The sequence below is a fragment of the Achromobacter sp. KK8 genome, assembly GCF_054188005.1.
Genome location: NZ_CM135178.1, coordinates 6262404 through 6276060, shown reverse-complemented (window position 1 = coordinate 6276060; position 13657 = coordinate 6262404). Strand labels below are relative to the sequence as shown.

At 66.8% G+C, this 13657-nt stretch carries 12 protein-coding genes; 6 read left to right on the top strand and 6 right to left on the bottom strand.

Going from position 1 to position 13657, the window contains the following annotated elements; genetic code table 11:
- Positions 1-44 precede the first annotated feature (44 nt).
- Positions 45-191 carry a hypothetical protein gene (locus ACVN9Z_RS28840; protein WP_458212940.1) on the top strand — a complete coding sequence of 49 codons (147 nt, stop codon included), beginning with the start codon at positions 45-47 and terminating at the stop codon, positions 189-191.
- A gap of 126 nt (positions 192-317) precedes the next feature.
- Here the strand turns inward: ACVN9Z_RS28840 and ACVN9Z_RS28835 are convergent, their stop codons facing one another.
- Positions 318-935 carry a LysE family transporter gene (locus ACVN9Z_RS28835; RefSeq protein WP_020928962.1) on the bottom strand — a complete coding sequence of 206 codons (618 nt, stop codon included), beginning with the start codon at positions 933-935 and terminating at the stop codon, positions 318-320.
- Between the two features lie 136 nt (positions 936-1071).
- Positions 1072-2037 carry a Bug family tripartite tricarboxylate transporter substrate binding protein gene (locus ACVN9Z_RS28830; protein ID WP_020928961.1) on the bottom strand — a complete coding sequence of 322 codons (966 nt, stop codon included), beginning with the start codon at positions 2035-2037 and terminating at the stop codon, positions 1072-1074.
- A gap of 365 nt (positions 2038-2402) precedes the next feature.
- Here ACVN9Z_RS28830 and ACVN9Z_RS28825 point away from each other — a divergent pair, with 365 nt between their 5' ends.
- On the top strand, positions 2403-3893 hold the full coding sequence (locus ACVN9Z_RS28825) for a methyl-accepting chemotaxis protein (protein ID WP_155873932.1): 1491 nt from the start codon (positions 2403-2405) through the stop codon (positions 3891-3893).
- 118 nt (positions 3894-4011) lie between these two features.
- On the opposite strand, the gene ACVN9Z_RS28820 is transcribed toward ACVN9Z_RS28825, so the two are convergent.
- The 4 genes from ACVN9Z_RS28820 to ACVN9Z_RS28805 all read right to left on the bottom strand — a co-directional run bounded on the left by ACVN9Z_RS28820 (position 4012) and on the right by ACVN9Z_RS28805 (position 8889).
- On the bottom strand, positions 4012-5709 hold the full coding sequence (locus ACVN9Z_RS28820) for a flagellin N-terminal helical domain-containing protein (RefSeq protein ID WP_054518030.1): 1698 nt from the start codon (positions 5707-5709) through the stop codon (positions 4012-4014).
- Positions 5710-6061: 352 nt separating this feature from the next.
- Positions 6062-6769, bottom strand: coding sequence for a response regulator transcription factor (locus tag ACVN9Z_RS28815; RefSeq protein ID WP_047991520.1), 708 nt, complete (start codon positions 6767-6769; stop codon positions 6062-6064).
- 152 nt (positions 6770-6921) lie between these two features.
- Positions 6922-8739 carry a glycoside hydrolase family 15 protein gene (locus ACVN9Z_RS28810; protein ID WP_020928958.1) on the bottom strand — a complete coding sequence of 606 codons (1818 nt, stop codon included), beginning with the start codon at positions 8737-8739 and terminating at the stop codon, positions 6922-6924.
- 3 nt (positions 8740-8742) lie between these two features.
- Positions 8743-8889, bottom strand: a complete 147-nt coding sequence (locus ACVN9Z_RS28805; protein ID WP_020928957.1) for an SDR family NAD(P)-dependent oxidoreductase — start codon at positions 8887-8889, stop codon at positions 8743-8745.
- Positions 8890-9149: 260 nt separating this feature from the next.
- Between ACVN9Z_RS28805 and ACVN9Z_RS28800 the strand changes: the two genes are divergently transcribed.
- From ACVN9Z_RS28800 to ACVN9Z_RS28785, 4 genes are all read left to right on the top strand, one after another.
- On the top strand, positions 9150-11321 hold the full coding sequence (locus ACVN9Z_RS28800) for a TonB-dependent receptor (RefSeq protein WP_395500647.1): 2172 nt from the start codon (positions 9150-9152) through the stop codon (positions 11319-11321).
- An 82-nt stretch (positions 11322-11403) separates the two neighbouring features.
- Positions 11404-11691 carry a hypothetical protein gene (locus ACVN9Z_RS28795; RefSeq protein ID WP_020928954.1) on the top strand — a complete coding sequence of 96 codons (288 nt, stop codon included), beginning with the start codon at positions 11404-11406 and terminating at the stop codon, positions 11689-11691.
- Positions 11678-11968, top strand: coding sequence for a hypothetical protein (locus tag ACVN9Z_RS28790; RefSeq protein WP_006387672.1), 291 nt, complete (start codon positions 11678-11680; stop codon positions 11966-11968). Before ACVN9Z_RS28795 ends, ACVN9Z_RS28790 begins: the two co-directional genes overlap by 14 nt.
- Before the next feature lie 14 nt (positions 11969-11982).
- A complete protein-coding gene (locus ACVN9Z_RS28785; RefSeq protein ID WP_458212939.1) occupies positions 11983-13620 on the top strand; it encodes a PepSY-associated TM helix domain-containing protein in 1638 nt (545 codons plus the stop codon).
- Positions 13621-13657: the final 37 nt, after the last annotated feature.

The following is a 13657-nucleotide window of genomic DNA, read 5'->3' as shown; positions in this document are numbered from 1 at the left end:
CCGCCGAAATACACTGGGCGCACTTTTGACTCGGTGTCTTTGATATGAAAATTCTCTGTAGCCTGGCCCTGCTCGCCTCCTTGCTCGGCGGGTGCGCCGTATATACCCCGGACGGCGCCGTGATCGTCGATCCTCACCGTGGCGGCGGCGGCTTCTGTCCGCCGGGACAGGCCAAGAAGGGCAACTGCTGATCTTCAGCTCCGGCGAAAGGGCGCCCATGCCTGAACTGCCCCCGAGAGGTTGGATCCCTGTCCGACTTTCGCGGAAAGCGGTTCATGGCAGGGCGCCCTTTTTTGCGGGCATGGCCCGGCACATTGTTACCGTATCGCCGCCAGCTTCACCGCAAATCCCAGCAGGAACACTCCCGCCAGCCGTTCCAGCAGATTGGCCACGCGCGGGTTGGCGCGCATGCGTTGCGCCAGATGGTGCGTCAGCAGCACCGCGACCAACCCATACAGGAAGGTCAGCGCCGCCACCGTGACCGCCATGAAGGCGAAGGTCACCAGGCCCTGGTGCCTGACCGGGTCGATGAACAGCGGGAAGAACGCCATGTAGAACATGATCGCCTTGGGGTTGAGCAAGGTGATCATCGCGGTCTGGCGCAGGTAGTGGCCGTTGTCCATGCGGCTCGGACGCGGCGGGGCGCCGGGTTTGCTGCGCATCATCTGCAGGCCGAGCCAGGCCAGGTATGCGGCGCCCGCCCACTGCACGATATGGAACGCGGTGGGATAGGCCGCCAGCAGGGCCGACACGCCGGCCACCGCGAGCCACATCAACACCTGGTCGCCCAGGATCACGCCGCAGGTGGCGGCCAGGCCCGCTTTGATGCCACCCTTGCCCGTGGCGGTGAGCAAAGCGAAGTTGCCAGGGCCGGGGATGATCAACAGCATGATGAAGGCGAGCACGAATGCGCCATAGTCGGTGACGCCGAGCATGGAAGGACTCCCGAGAAGATAGCGGTATTGTAGAACCGCTGGCGTCGGCGGAAACCGTCGGAATCAATCCACTTGCCCCAGCCAGGGGGCCGGCGCTTCGCTTGGGCCGGCGCTGCGCGCCGGCCGTCCTGTCGCGTTACTCCCGCTTGATGCCGGCCTTGCGGATCACTTCCGCCCAGTTCCGGCGCTCCTGTTCCGCATAGGCGCGGAATTCCTCCGCGGACATCGGCATGGGCTGGACGCCGATGTCGGCCATCTTCTGCGTCATGGCGGGCGTCCTGATCGCGGCCTGCAACTCGGCCGACAGCTTCTTCGTGACCGCCTCGGGCAGGCCTTTCGGGCCGACCACGCCCTGCCAGGAATAGACGGTGTAGTCCTTGACCCCCTGTTCGGCCATGGTCGGAACGTCGGGAAGATCCCTCAGCCGCTGCGGCGTGGCGGTGGCCAGGATGCGCAGCTTGCCTGCCTTGATGTTGGGCAGGGCGCTGGTGAGGTCCACGAACATCAGGTCCACCTGATTGCCCAACAGGTCCTGGATGGCGGGCGCGGCGCCCTTGTAGGGCACGTGCAGGATGTCCGCGCCGGTGCGCTGCTTGAACAGTTCCAGCGCCAGATGGTGCGGCGAACCGGTGCCGGCCGAAGAGGCCGTCAGTTTGCCGGGGTGCTTCCTGGCCGCCTGCAGCACATCGTCCAGGGTTTTGTAGGCGGAGCCGGCGTTCACCGCCAGCATCATGGGAAACCTGGCGAGCCCGCCGATGTAGGTGAATTTCGACGGGTCGTAGGTCAGGCTGTTGTAGAGCGCCGGGTTGAAGGCGAGGGTGGCGATGTCGGCCGAGCCGAGCACGTAGCCCGACGGCGCCGATTCGGCGATCGCGGTGGCGCCCACGATGGTGGCGGCGCCGGGGCGATTCTCCACCACCACCGTCTGGCCCAGCGGTTTCTCCAGGCCGCTGACGACCGTGCGGGCCAGCACGTCGGTGCCGCCGCCGGCAGGGTAGGGCACGATCCAGCGGATGGGTTGGGTGGGCCAGGACTGGGCCTGGGCCGTGGCGGCCAGCGACAGGGTGGCCAGCGCCAGCAGGCGCTTCGCGTAGGGATGCATGGGAACCTCGTTGTCTCTGTGTGCTTGTCGAACGTGGAAGAACGCTGCTTGTGGCGAGGTGATACGGACCAACTCTTACGGACCAACGCGTTATTTTTAACATGTTAACTAATTGTGGAACAGCCTTGCCACGCGTCGGGCGGGTCAGGGTTTTCGCGCAGGACAGTCCGGCCCGGGGCGCGCCGGACGCCTGTCCGCGACTTGGATCGGGTGCCGGGACTTGTCGCTGGTCGAGAAAATAATATGGAATAAATATTCACAAACTGAAATTTATCTATCAAAATCGAGCTGGTGTGCTGTCCCGTATCCGTGGGTCGGCGCACCCGCGACGCACCGTCGCGCTTCCCGTGCCCGAGGACCGACCCATGCGCACCGCAAGCCGCTTGTTGCAAGATTCGTACCGCCGGACCGACCGCGCGATGTTGCCCCTGCTTTGGCTGCTGTTCATCGTTGGCCTGTGCATGGCGCCGCAGTACGGTCGTTGGGCCGCCGCCCTCATCGTCGGCGGCTTGGCCGCCGGCATTCCTTCGTTGCTGATTCTCTGGTTGCCCGGGCGCCTGGCCACGCGCCTGGCCGTCGCCTGTGGACTGATGGTGCTGGCCGCGCTGCACATCCACCTGATGTCCGGCATGACCGAAATCCACTTCGGCATCTTCGTCCTGCTCTCGCTGCTGCTGGCGTATCGTGACTGGCGCACCATCCTGTGCGCGGCGCTGGTGATCGCGGTGCATCACCTGTCCTTCAATTTCCTGCAGCAGTGGGGATACGGGACCATCTGCTTTACCGAGCCCAGCCTGGGCATGGTGCTGTTGCATGCCACCTACGTGGTGGTGCAGGCCGCCGCGCTGGGGTGGCTGGCCTGGAAGATGGAACGGGCCGGCGTCGCCGCCGAAGAACTGGCCCGGCTCAGCGCGCACATCGGGCGCGAAGTCGGCGTGTTCGACCTGCGGTTCGACGGGCAGGGCATGCACAGCGACCTGGGCCGCAGTTTCAAGACCACCATGGACGCGGTGCATCGGACCATGAGCGAGGTGCGGGCGACCGCGACGTCGCTATCCGTCGCCTTGAGCGAGATGATGCAGGGCAATCAGCAGCTCGACGCGCACGCGGGCACGCAGGCCGAATCGCTAGCGCGTACCGCCGCGTCGATGCGCGACCTGGCGGCCAATGTCCATGACAACGCCGCACGCGCGCAGCAGGCGCGGCAACTGACCGACCAGGCGCGCCAGACCGTCGACGCGGGCAGCGCCGCCGTGGCGGGCGTGGCGACCATGATGGGCGAAATCCAGCAGGAGTCGAAAAAGATCTCGGAAATCATCGGCCTGATCGACAGCATTGCGTTCCAGACCAATATCCTGGCGCTGAACGCGGCGGTGGAGGCGGCGCGCGCCGGTGAGAGCGGGCGCGGCTTCGCGGTGGTGGCCACCGAGGTCCGGGCGCTGGCGCAGCGCAGCGCCAGCGCGGCGCGCGACATTCGCACGTTGATCGAAGGTTCCCTGCACAAGACCAGCGAGGGGTTTCGCCAGGCCGATCACGCGGCTGGGGTGATCCGCGAGGTGGTGTCCAGCATCGACCAGGCGGCGCGCATCGTCGGCCAGATCGGCGAGGCGGGACAAACCCAGAGCGCGGATATCGACGCGGTAAACCTGGCGGTGTCCAACATGGATGAGCTGGTCCGCGAGACCGCGTCCGAGGTGGCCCAGGCCGCTCGCGCCTCGACCGCGCAGCAAGCGCAGGCGGCGGCCTTGCTGCGGGCGGTGGAAGTGTTCCGCCTGCAGGCCGACCCATCGGCCGATGCCGTGGCCGCGCCGGGCGCGCGGCCGCCATCTGCCGCGTTGACGCTGGCGGGCGCGTGACCCCAAGTTCCGAAAGGGCGCGGGCCTCGGCGCCGCTTTGATGCGCGGACGCGGCGCGGCCTCCGGTCGTCGCCAATGCGATGACCGGAGGCCGCGTGGGCCAGGCGCTATTGCGTGATCAACGCAGCAGCGACAGCACCGTCTGCGGCACCTGGTTGGCCTGCGCCAGGACCGACGTGCCGGCCTGTTGCAGGATCTGGGCCTTGGACATGTTCGACACTTCGGTGGCGTAGTCCGCGTCCAGGATGCGCGAGCGGGCGCCGGACAGGTTGTTGATCACGTTGTTCAGGTTGGCGATGGTCGATTCCAGACGGTTCTGCACCGCGCCCAGTTCACCGGTCAACTTGTTCAGCACGTTGAAGGCGGCGTCCAGCGTCTTGAGCGGATCGGTGGTCTTGTCGCCCTTGCTGGTCGTTTCGGTGGTCAGCTTGCCGCTGGAGCTCATGTAGACGGTAGCGCCGATCTTGGGCGCATAGGCGCCCGTGCCGGTGCCGGCCTTGACCGTGACGGTGCCCGTGGTGGGGTCATTGGTGTAGGTCGTCGTGAACGTGCCGCCCGTGATCTTGGTGAATTCCCCCGCGTCATCGACATACGTGTCGGTCGATTGGCCCGAGGTAAACGCCAGCGTCACGCTGGCCAAGCCATCCCCCAGGACCACATTGCTGTTGACAGGGCCCGCCTTGAAAGCGGTCAGGACAGCGTCCTTGCTCTTGGTGTCGACGTAATGTACCTCGCCCGCGGTGCCACTGCTGTTGTAGACCTTGCCGCCAATCGACAGCGTGGCGTCGTTTGCGGCGGCCTTGCTGGTCGCCGTCAGGATGTTGGTCAACGAGGCGGCTGGTACCGTGCCGGCGGCGTTATTGGTGGTGAGTTCGCCAGTGGTTGTCAGGAATGCGGCCTTGCCACCGATGGTTACGTTGCCGGCGGCATCGACTTCGAAGGTCGCGGCGGCCGTGCCCTTGTTCGTGTAGGTTCCGGTGACGGTGCCGGTGGCCGGCGTCAACGACGTTACCAGCGCGCCCAGTGTGGCGGTTGTTGTCTTGTTGTCGAACGTGAAGTTGTCGTTGGCGGCGTCGTACGTATATGTGACGTTGGCTGCTGCCGTGGCACCGGCCACCGTAACGGTATTGCCGTTCTCCAGCTTGGCGAAGGCTTGTTCGGCGCTGACCTTGGCGAAAGTGGTGGTCACGACGTAATCGTTTGGCGTGGCGGCTGCAGGCGTAGGGGCACCGGCGGCCAGCAGATTGTTCACCGAGGCCTTGGTGTTATCGATGACGCCCTTGCCATTGACGTTGAAGCCGTTCAGGCCCAGCGTCTTCGAGCTGATTTCAGACAGGTTCAAGGTAATGGTCTCGCCATCATTGGCGCCGACTTGCAGCGTCAGGGGCTTGGCGTTCGACGACAGTACTTTCACGCCGTTGAAGTCGGTCTGTTGCGAGATACGGTCGATGTCCGCCATGCGCTGCTTGATTTCGTCCTGGATGGAGTCGAGCTGTTCTTGCGAGTAGCTGCCGTTGGCGGCTTGCACCGTCAGTTCGCGCACACGTTGCAGGTGGGTAGTGACTTCGGAGGCTGCGCCTTCGGTGGTCTGTGCCAGCGAGATGCCGTCGTTGGCGTTGCGCGCGGCCTGGGTCAGGCCTCGGACGTTCGAGGTGAAGCGATTCGAGATCGCCATGCCAGCGGCATCATCCTTGGCGCTGTTGATGCGCAGGCCCGACGACAGGCGTTCGATGGCGGTGCCCAGGGCGGACTGGGACTTGTTCAGGTTGTTCTGCGCAACCAGCGACAGATAGTTGGTATTGATGACTGCAGCCATGTGTTTGCTCCTAGACAGAGTGGCTTTACTGGCTCGGGCCGCGGATGCGGCCCGATGGAAACGTGATGAACCGGGGCTCAGCCTGCGGTTCGTCCGTTGCCATGACTACGGCGCTGGGCAATTTGTTCTTTAGAAGTTTGCCGCTGGAAACGGGGCTTTATGATCTTTTATGAGCTTTTGCTCTCTTAATGAATGCGCTTGCGGAACGCCAGAAAAAAAGAAGGCCCCGCCCGCCGGTAAGCGGGTGGGGCCTTCGGGTCTTAGCTCTCTTGGGGAAAGTTTTAAGACCTGCGTAGTGTAGAAGCTGTACGGTATCGAAAACTCATCAATACTCAACGCCCCGGGAAACGGCCTAGGCCTGAGCCGCAATGCTGACCGTGATGTCGCGCACGACCAGCAATGAGCCTTCGGCGTAGATGTTGCGGATCTGCATGGGCGTGCCCCGGATCGTGCCGAGCTTCTTGCGCACGCGATAGAGCAGGGCATCGATGCGATGCTTGTCGAAGATGATCTCGGGGTAGCCCAGTATCTGTGACATGCGCTCGTGGCTGATGGGAAACTTCGGGCTCTGGATCAGCGAGGCCAGGACGATGGCTTCCTTGGCGGTCAGGTCGACCTGTTGGCCGTCGCTCGACCGCAGTTCGCGCGATTCCACGTCCAGGGTCCAGGCGCCGTCGCGGGACGGCGCGGCCGACGAGGTGACCAGCCGGCGCTCAAGCGCGCTTAGCGTGACGGCCAGCAGGGGCAGCTGCACCGGCTTGTTCAGGTAGTGGTCGACGCCATCGCTCATGCCCTGCAGCTGCGTGTTGATGCGCGGGCTGGCGGCGAGCACGACGATGCCCATGGCGGGAAAGGTGCGGTGCAGGGCGGCAATGTGCGCCAGCATGTCGCCGTCGGGCAGCGGCGTGCCGGTGACCAGTATTTCCGGCGCCCGCTGGCGGATATGGTCGAGCGCGTCACGCAGGCCGCCGCAGGTATGCACGGCATGGCCCAGGCCGGCAATGTGCCGGGATACGGTGTCGGCCCATTCCGGGGGATCTTCAACGACGAGGATGCGCATGTTTGCACTGGCCGGTTCTGGCCGCGGACGACGAGGGTCGGCGCGGTGCGGGCCCAAGGTTGTGCCTTGAAATCGATACTTCCGGGATTCTAGGGGCGCCGATGCGCGCAAGGCGTGTCCCGGGCCCTACCTTCAGTCTGATATTGATGCGGTCAGTGCGGTGGCGCGTCGCGCGATGCGCGCTGGCGTGCCGTGCCGCCCGCGGCGCTGAGGTTGTAGGCCGTGTTCACCAGGCCGATATGCGAGAAGCCCTGTGGAAAGTTGCCGACCAGGCGTCGGCGCGCCACGTCGTATTCCTCGGACAGCAGACCCAGGTCATTGCGCAGCGACAGCAGCCGGTCGAACAGGCGCTCGGCGTCGTCCAGCCGGCCCAGCATGATGCAGGCGTCCGCGAGCCAGAAGCTGCACGCCAGGAACACGCCTTCGTCGCCCGGCAGGCCATCGTCGCTCAGCGCGGGCGAATAGCGCAGCAGCAGGCCATCGCGCAGCAGCTCGCGCTCGATGGCCCGCACCGTGCCGGCGATGCGCGGATCGTCCGGCGGCAGGAAGCCGACCTGGGGGATCAGCAGCAGGCTGGCGTCGAGCGCCGTGCCGCCGTAGTACTGCACGAAGGTGTTGCGGCCGGCGTCGTAGCCGTGGGTGCAGATGTCCTCGCGGATTTCGTCGGCCAGCGCGCGCCAGCGCTGCACCGGGCCTTCCAGCCCGAAGCGTTCGCTGGATTTGACGCTGCGGTCCAGCGCCACCCAGCACATCAGCCGCGAATGCGTAAACGCGCGCGGCGGTCCGCGCATTTCCCAGATGCCGTGGTCCGGTTCGCGCCAGAGCGCCTCGAGCGGCTGCAGCAGCACCTTCTGCATGCGCCAGGCTTCGGCCAGCGGCGCCAGGTCGGCCACGCGCGCGGCGTGCAGGGTTTCGATCAGTTCGCCGTAGACGTCCAGTTGCATCTGCCCGGCCGCCCCATTGCCCAGGCGCGCGGGGGCGCTGCCTTCGTAGCCGGGCAGCCACGGGATGTCGTGCTCGGGCAGCCAGCGCTGGCCGGCAATGCCGTACATGATCTGCAGCTGGTTGGGGTGGCCGGCGGCGGCGCGCAGCAGCCACTGACGCCAGGCCTCGGCTTCTTCGCGGTAGCCGGCGTTGAGCAGCGCATACAGGGTCAGGGCGGAGTCGCGCAGCCAGCAATGGCGATAGTCCCAATTGCGGCTGCCGCCCAGTTGCTCCGGCAGCGACGTGGTGGGCGCGGCGACGATGCCGCCGGTAGGCTGGAAGGTCAGCAGCTTCAGCGTGATCAGCGAGCGCACCACCGCGTCGCGGCGCGCGCCGGGACCGTCGGGCCAGTGGCAGCGCTTGGCCCATTCGTGCCACCAGGCGATGGTGCGGTCCATGCTTTCCATGCGGTCGGGCACGAAATGCGGCGACTTGTGCGAGCGGTGGTAAGACAGGGTGAAAGGCACGGTTTGCCCCTGCCGCACGCTGAAGGCGGCCACGCTTTTCATGTCGCGGCCTTCCAGCGGCACGGCGGTGTGCAATTCCACCGCGTCCGGACCGGCGATGGCGCTCAGCCCGTAATCGCGCCGCCGCACCCACGGCACCGCCTGCCCATAGTTGAAGCGCAGCGTCAGCTCCATCTGCATGTCCACGTGGCCGGATTCACCCTGGACGATGCGCACCACGTCGACCCGTTCTTCGTCGTCGCTGAGCGGCATGAAATCGTAGACACGCACCGCGCCGGTGGCGGTCTCGTGGCGCGTTTCCAGCACGGCCGTGTCGGGCAGGTAGCGGCGCCGGACCTCGCCCGGCCGGCGCGGCGCCAGCAGCCAGCGGCCGTGGCTGTCGTCGCCGAGCAGGGCGGCGAAACACGCGGGGGAATCGAAATGCGGCAGGCACAGCCAGTCGATGGAGCCGTCGCGCGCGACCAGCGCCGCCGACAGCAGGTTGCCGATCACGCCATAGTCCTCGATGGGCTTGGACATGGGTCAGGGCGCGTCTCGCGGCTCGCCGATGCGGCCGTTGACCACCACGCGCGCGCCGGTGGCCGCCAGTTCCAGGGCGATGCCACGGCCGATGCCGGAAGTGGCGCCCGTGACGATGGCCACCTGTCCGGACAGATCCGTTTGCCGCATGTTGCTCTCCTTGCGGCGGGCGCGAGCACGGGCTGTCGCCAGGCCAGGGCACGCGGGCCGCTGTCGATAGCAAAGGGTCAGGTTAGTCCCGAACGGACGGCGGTTCAACCCGCGGCCGCCCGGCGCCTGGCGCCGGTTCGCCAACCGATTTCTGACATTTTTCTGAAATTTCCTTGATTTTTCACCAGGTTGCTCTTCATTTTGTCCGACATATAATGCGCATGAGAAGTATTGTTATTAGCAAATAGGGGCGGTAAATCTTGACCAAGAATATGAAATCGGCCCGGGCGCGTCGCGTTCCCCGGCACGCGCCGCGACTCGCGCTGGCGCTCGCTTTCCCTTTTTCCAGCGCGCTGGCGCAAAGCGCGGCGCCCACCCTGCCGGCCGTGACGGTCACGGCCAATTCCGCGCAGGACCAGGACTTGCCCGCGCCCTACGCCGGCGGCCAGGTGGCGCAGGGCGCCAGGCTGGGCATGATGGGCAACCAGGACGTGATGGACACGCCCTTCAACGTCACCAGCTACACCGCCGAACTGATCCAGAACCAGCAGGCCCGCACGCTGGCCGACGTCATGGCCAACGATGCGTCGGTGCGCTTCACGACGTCGAGCGGGCACGCGTATGAGAATTTCCGCATCCGCGGGTTCGACGTCAACCAGAACGATGTCGCGATCAACGGCATGTACGGCCTGGCGCCCATGGGCCGCACGCCGCTGGAATTCGTCGAGCGGGTCGAAGTGCTCAAGGGGCCGAATGCGCTGTTCAGCGGCATGGCGCCCAGCGGCGCGGTGGGCGGCACGATCAATCTGGTGCCCAAGCGCGCCGACGATACGCCCAACGCGACGTTCGGGGTGAACTGGCAGGGAGACGGCCAGCTGGGCACCACCATCGATGCCGGCAGGCGCTTCGGCGACGCCAACCAATGGGGGGCCCGCGTCAACGGCGCTTTCAGCGACGGCGCCACCACGCTGGACGGCCAGTCGCGCAAGCGCGAATTCCTGTCGCTGGGCCTGGACTATCGCGGCAGCGCGCTGAGCGCCTCGATCGACGCCTACCACAGCCAGGAGTCGTTCCAGGGCGGCACGCCCGCCATGTTCTGGTTCGGCGGCTCCGTGGTGCCCAAGGCGCCCGATCCCCGCATCAATCAGTTCAGCACCGGCTACGGCAGCATCCAGAGCAACGCCGTGGTCGGCCGCGCCGAATACCGCTTCAACGACAATGTCTCGGTGTTCGGCGGCATCGGCCGGCGCGACAGCCACCAATCGGGCCTGATCAACGGCACGCACGCGCGCCAGATCGACGCCAATGGCAATTTCACCGGCTCCATCATCGGCCAGCGGGCCTACACCGACGCCACCTCGGCCGAGGCGGGCCTGCGGTCGCGCTTCAAGACCGGCGCCGTGGGCCATGAACTGGTGCTGCAGGCCTCCATCCTGGATACCGAGGATGGGTCGGCCACGGGCACGACCTCGACCTTCCGCTCCAACATCTACGACCCCATCACTCCGGTCATGCCGGGTGTGCCCGACAGCGCGCCCAAGACGGCGGAAAACACCTTGACCAGCCTGGCGCTGGTCGACACGATGTCGTTCCTCGACGACCGGCTGCGGTTGACCGGCGGCCTGCGCAACCAGCGCGTGAAGACGACCAACTTCGACAAGAACGGCAACACCACGTCGCGCTACGACAAGCAAGCCGTGACGCCCGCCGTGGCCTTGGTCGTCAAGCCCTGGGGCCCGGATTTGTCCTTCTATGCGAACTACGTGCAGGGCCTGAGCAAGGGCGACAGCGTCACCGACACCACCGCCACCAACTTCGGCCAGGTCTTCGCGCCCTACAAGACCGAGCAGAAAGAGGTGGGCGTGAAGTGGAACGCCGGCACGTTCACCAATACGCTGGCACTGTTCCAGATCGACAAGCCCATGCTGGTCACCGAAGGCACCACGGCCAGGCCGACCTACGCCGATGGCGGCGAAAAGCGCGTGCGCGGGGTCGAATGGAACACCTTCGGCGAACTGGCGCGCGGCGTGCGCGTGCTGGGCGGGGTGACCTATTCCCAGGGCAAGCAGACCAAGACCTCGTTCGGCCGCTATGACGGCAACACCGCGGTCGGCGCGCCGCGCTGGCAGGCCAATACCGGACTGGAATGGGATACCCCCTGGATTGCCGGCCTGACCCTCAGCGCGCGCGTGCAGGCGACCTCGAGCCAGTACGCCGATGCCGCCAACAAGCTGAAGATCCCGGGTTGGGGCCAGCTCGACCTGGGCGCCCGCTACGCCATGCTGGTCAATGGCAAGGACGTGGTGCTGCGTTTGAACGTCAACAACGTGTTCGACAAGCACTATTACGCCGGCAGTTTCAGCGACACCACGCCGATCGCCACGCTGGGCCCGGCGCGCACCGTCACCGCATCCGCCAGCATCAGCTTCTGACCATGGCGCGCCGCCCCCGCCGCCGGCCATGGGCCGGGCAGGGCGCGGCGCCCCACCGCATGCGCCGCATGCAAGGACGACTATGCAATCCCTGATTCTTCCCAGCCTGATCGCCTTGTTCCTGGGCTGCCTTGGCATCTATCTCGGGTCGCCCAATCAGCGCTGGCGCCGCGCGCCCTGGCCCCCGCTGGCGGCCCGCGCCGCCGGGAGCGTGGGCTTGGCGCTGGGCGCCTGGGGCTGTCTGCGCGCGTTCTCGATCGTCGCGGCGGTGTTCGTGTTCTGTACCGCCTTGATGCTGTTCTTCAGCCTCATCCCGTACCTTGGCGCGCTGGCGGCCTCGCGCCGGAGCGATAGGCATGACGCCCGCTAAGCCCGCGCCGATCCGGCGCGACTGGATTTCCAAGACCCTGGCGGGTGCGCTGCTCGGCTTCGTTCTGGCGCTCGGCGCCAGCGCGGCGCTGGCGGCGATGACGCGCGGGATTCCCCTTGTGACGCGCTCGCAGCTCGCCATGTGGCTGGTGCCGCCCGTCTGGCTGGGCGTGCTGAGCACGGTCTATTTCTTCCGCAGCGGCCCGCGGGCCTGGGCCTGGCTGGGGGGCGCGTGCGCCGTGCTGTATGGCGCGTTGTTCCTGGCCGGCGCGCTCTGAGGGCGGGCACCATCATGAAAGCCGACTACATACGCATCTACAAATCCGTCCACACCTGGACCGGCATCCTGGCGGGCATGGCGCTCTTCATTGCCTTCTATGCCGGCGCATTGACGGTATTCAAGGAGCCGCTGTCGCGCTGGGCCACGCCGCCCTCGGCGGTGCCGCGCGCGCCGGTGGAAGACGCGCAGGATCTCATCGCCAGGACGCTGGCGGCGCGCCCGGACGTGGCCAGGGGATTCACCGTGCACCTGCGCGACGGCGAGCACGTGCCGGCGCGCCTGGGCTGGGAGGTGCGCGATCCGGGCGCCGACGACCATGACGAATCGTCGCTGCGCCACTACATCGCCTTCCTGGACGCGGACGGGAAATTGCAGGTGCAGCAGTCCGCGCCCAGCGGGCTGGCCGCATTCATCGACGTGCTGCATCGCGTGGTCGGGCTGCCGCTCGACAGCGATCCCAATCGCTGGTTCATGGGAATCATCGCCTCGCTGTACGCGGTGGCGCTGGTTTCCGGCGTCATTGTGCTGCTGCCGTCGCTGGTCAAGGATTTCTTTGCCCTGCGCACCGGCAGGAACCTCAAGCGCATGTGGCTCGATGCGCACAATGTGGTGGGCATTGTCTCGTTGCCGTTTCACCTGGTCATGGCGCTCAGTTCGGTGGTGTTCGCGTTCCACGATGGCATCTACGACCTGCAGGACAAGTTCATGTACGAGGGCAAGCTGGAGGCGGTGTTCCAGCGGCCTGGCGCCGGCGCGCCGGACCCGGCCATCCGGCGCGACCCGGCGGCCATGCTGGCGCCGCAGGCGCTGGCGGCCCGGGCGCGCGAGCTGGCGCCGGGCTTCGAGCCGGACACGCTGCAGTACCAGCAGGTCACCGGTCCGCGCGCCATCGTGCGGGTGTGGGGCAAGGACGACAGGGCGGTGTCGCCGCGCGCGCGCGGCGGCTTCGTGGCGCTCGACCCCTACACCGGCAAGGTGCTGAACAGCGACTACCTGCCGGGCGGGCAGAGCACCGCCAATCTCTGGGTCAGCAGCTTCTTCGCGCTGCACATGGCGTCCTTCGGTGGCGTGACGGTGCAGTGGCTGTACTTCTTCCTGGGCCTGGCGGGCGCGTGGCTGTTCTACAGCGGCAACCTGCTGTGGATCGAAACGCGTCGCAAGCGCGCCGACCGCAGGACCGGCGCGATGCCGCGGCAGAGGCTGGATACGCGGCTGATGGCCTCGGCCACCGTGGGCGTATGCCTGGGCAGCCTGTGCGGCATTTCGTTGATGATCGTCGCCGCCAAAGGATTGAATGGCCGCGTCGACGATCTCGACGCCTGGCTGCGGGGCGTGTACTACGCGGCGTTCTTCGCCAGCGTGGCCTGGGCCTTTGCGCGCGGCGGCGCCAGGGCGGGCGTGCAACTGCTGTGGACCGCCGCGGCGCTGACGCTGGCGATTCCGGCCACCTCGCTGGCGGGCTGGCTGCTGCCCGCCAGCGGACTATGGGCGCACACCACGCCGCCGGCATTGGCCGTGGACGCCACGGCGCTGGCGCTTGCGCTGGGCCTGGCCTGGATGGCGAAAGCCAGCGCGCGGCGTATCCGCCATGGCGAGCGCGACAGCGTGTGGGCGCCGCCGCCGCGGGCATCCGAGCGCGGCCTGGCATAGCGTCGGCGAGCCCCATTTCGCATGAGGCCCGCGGGCC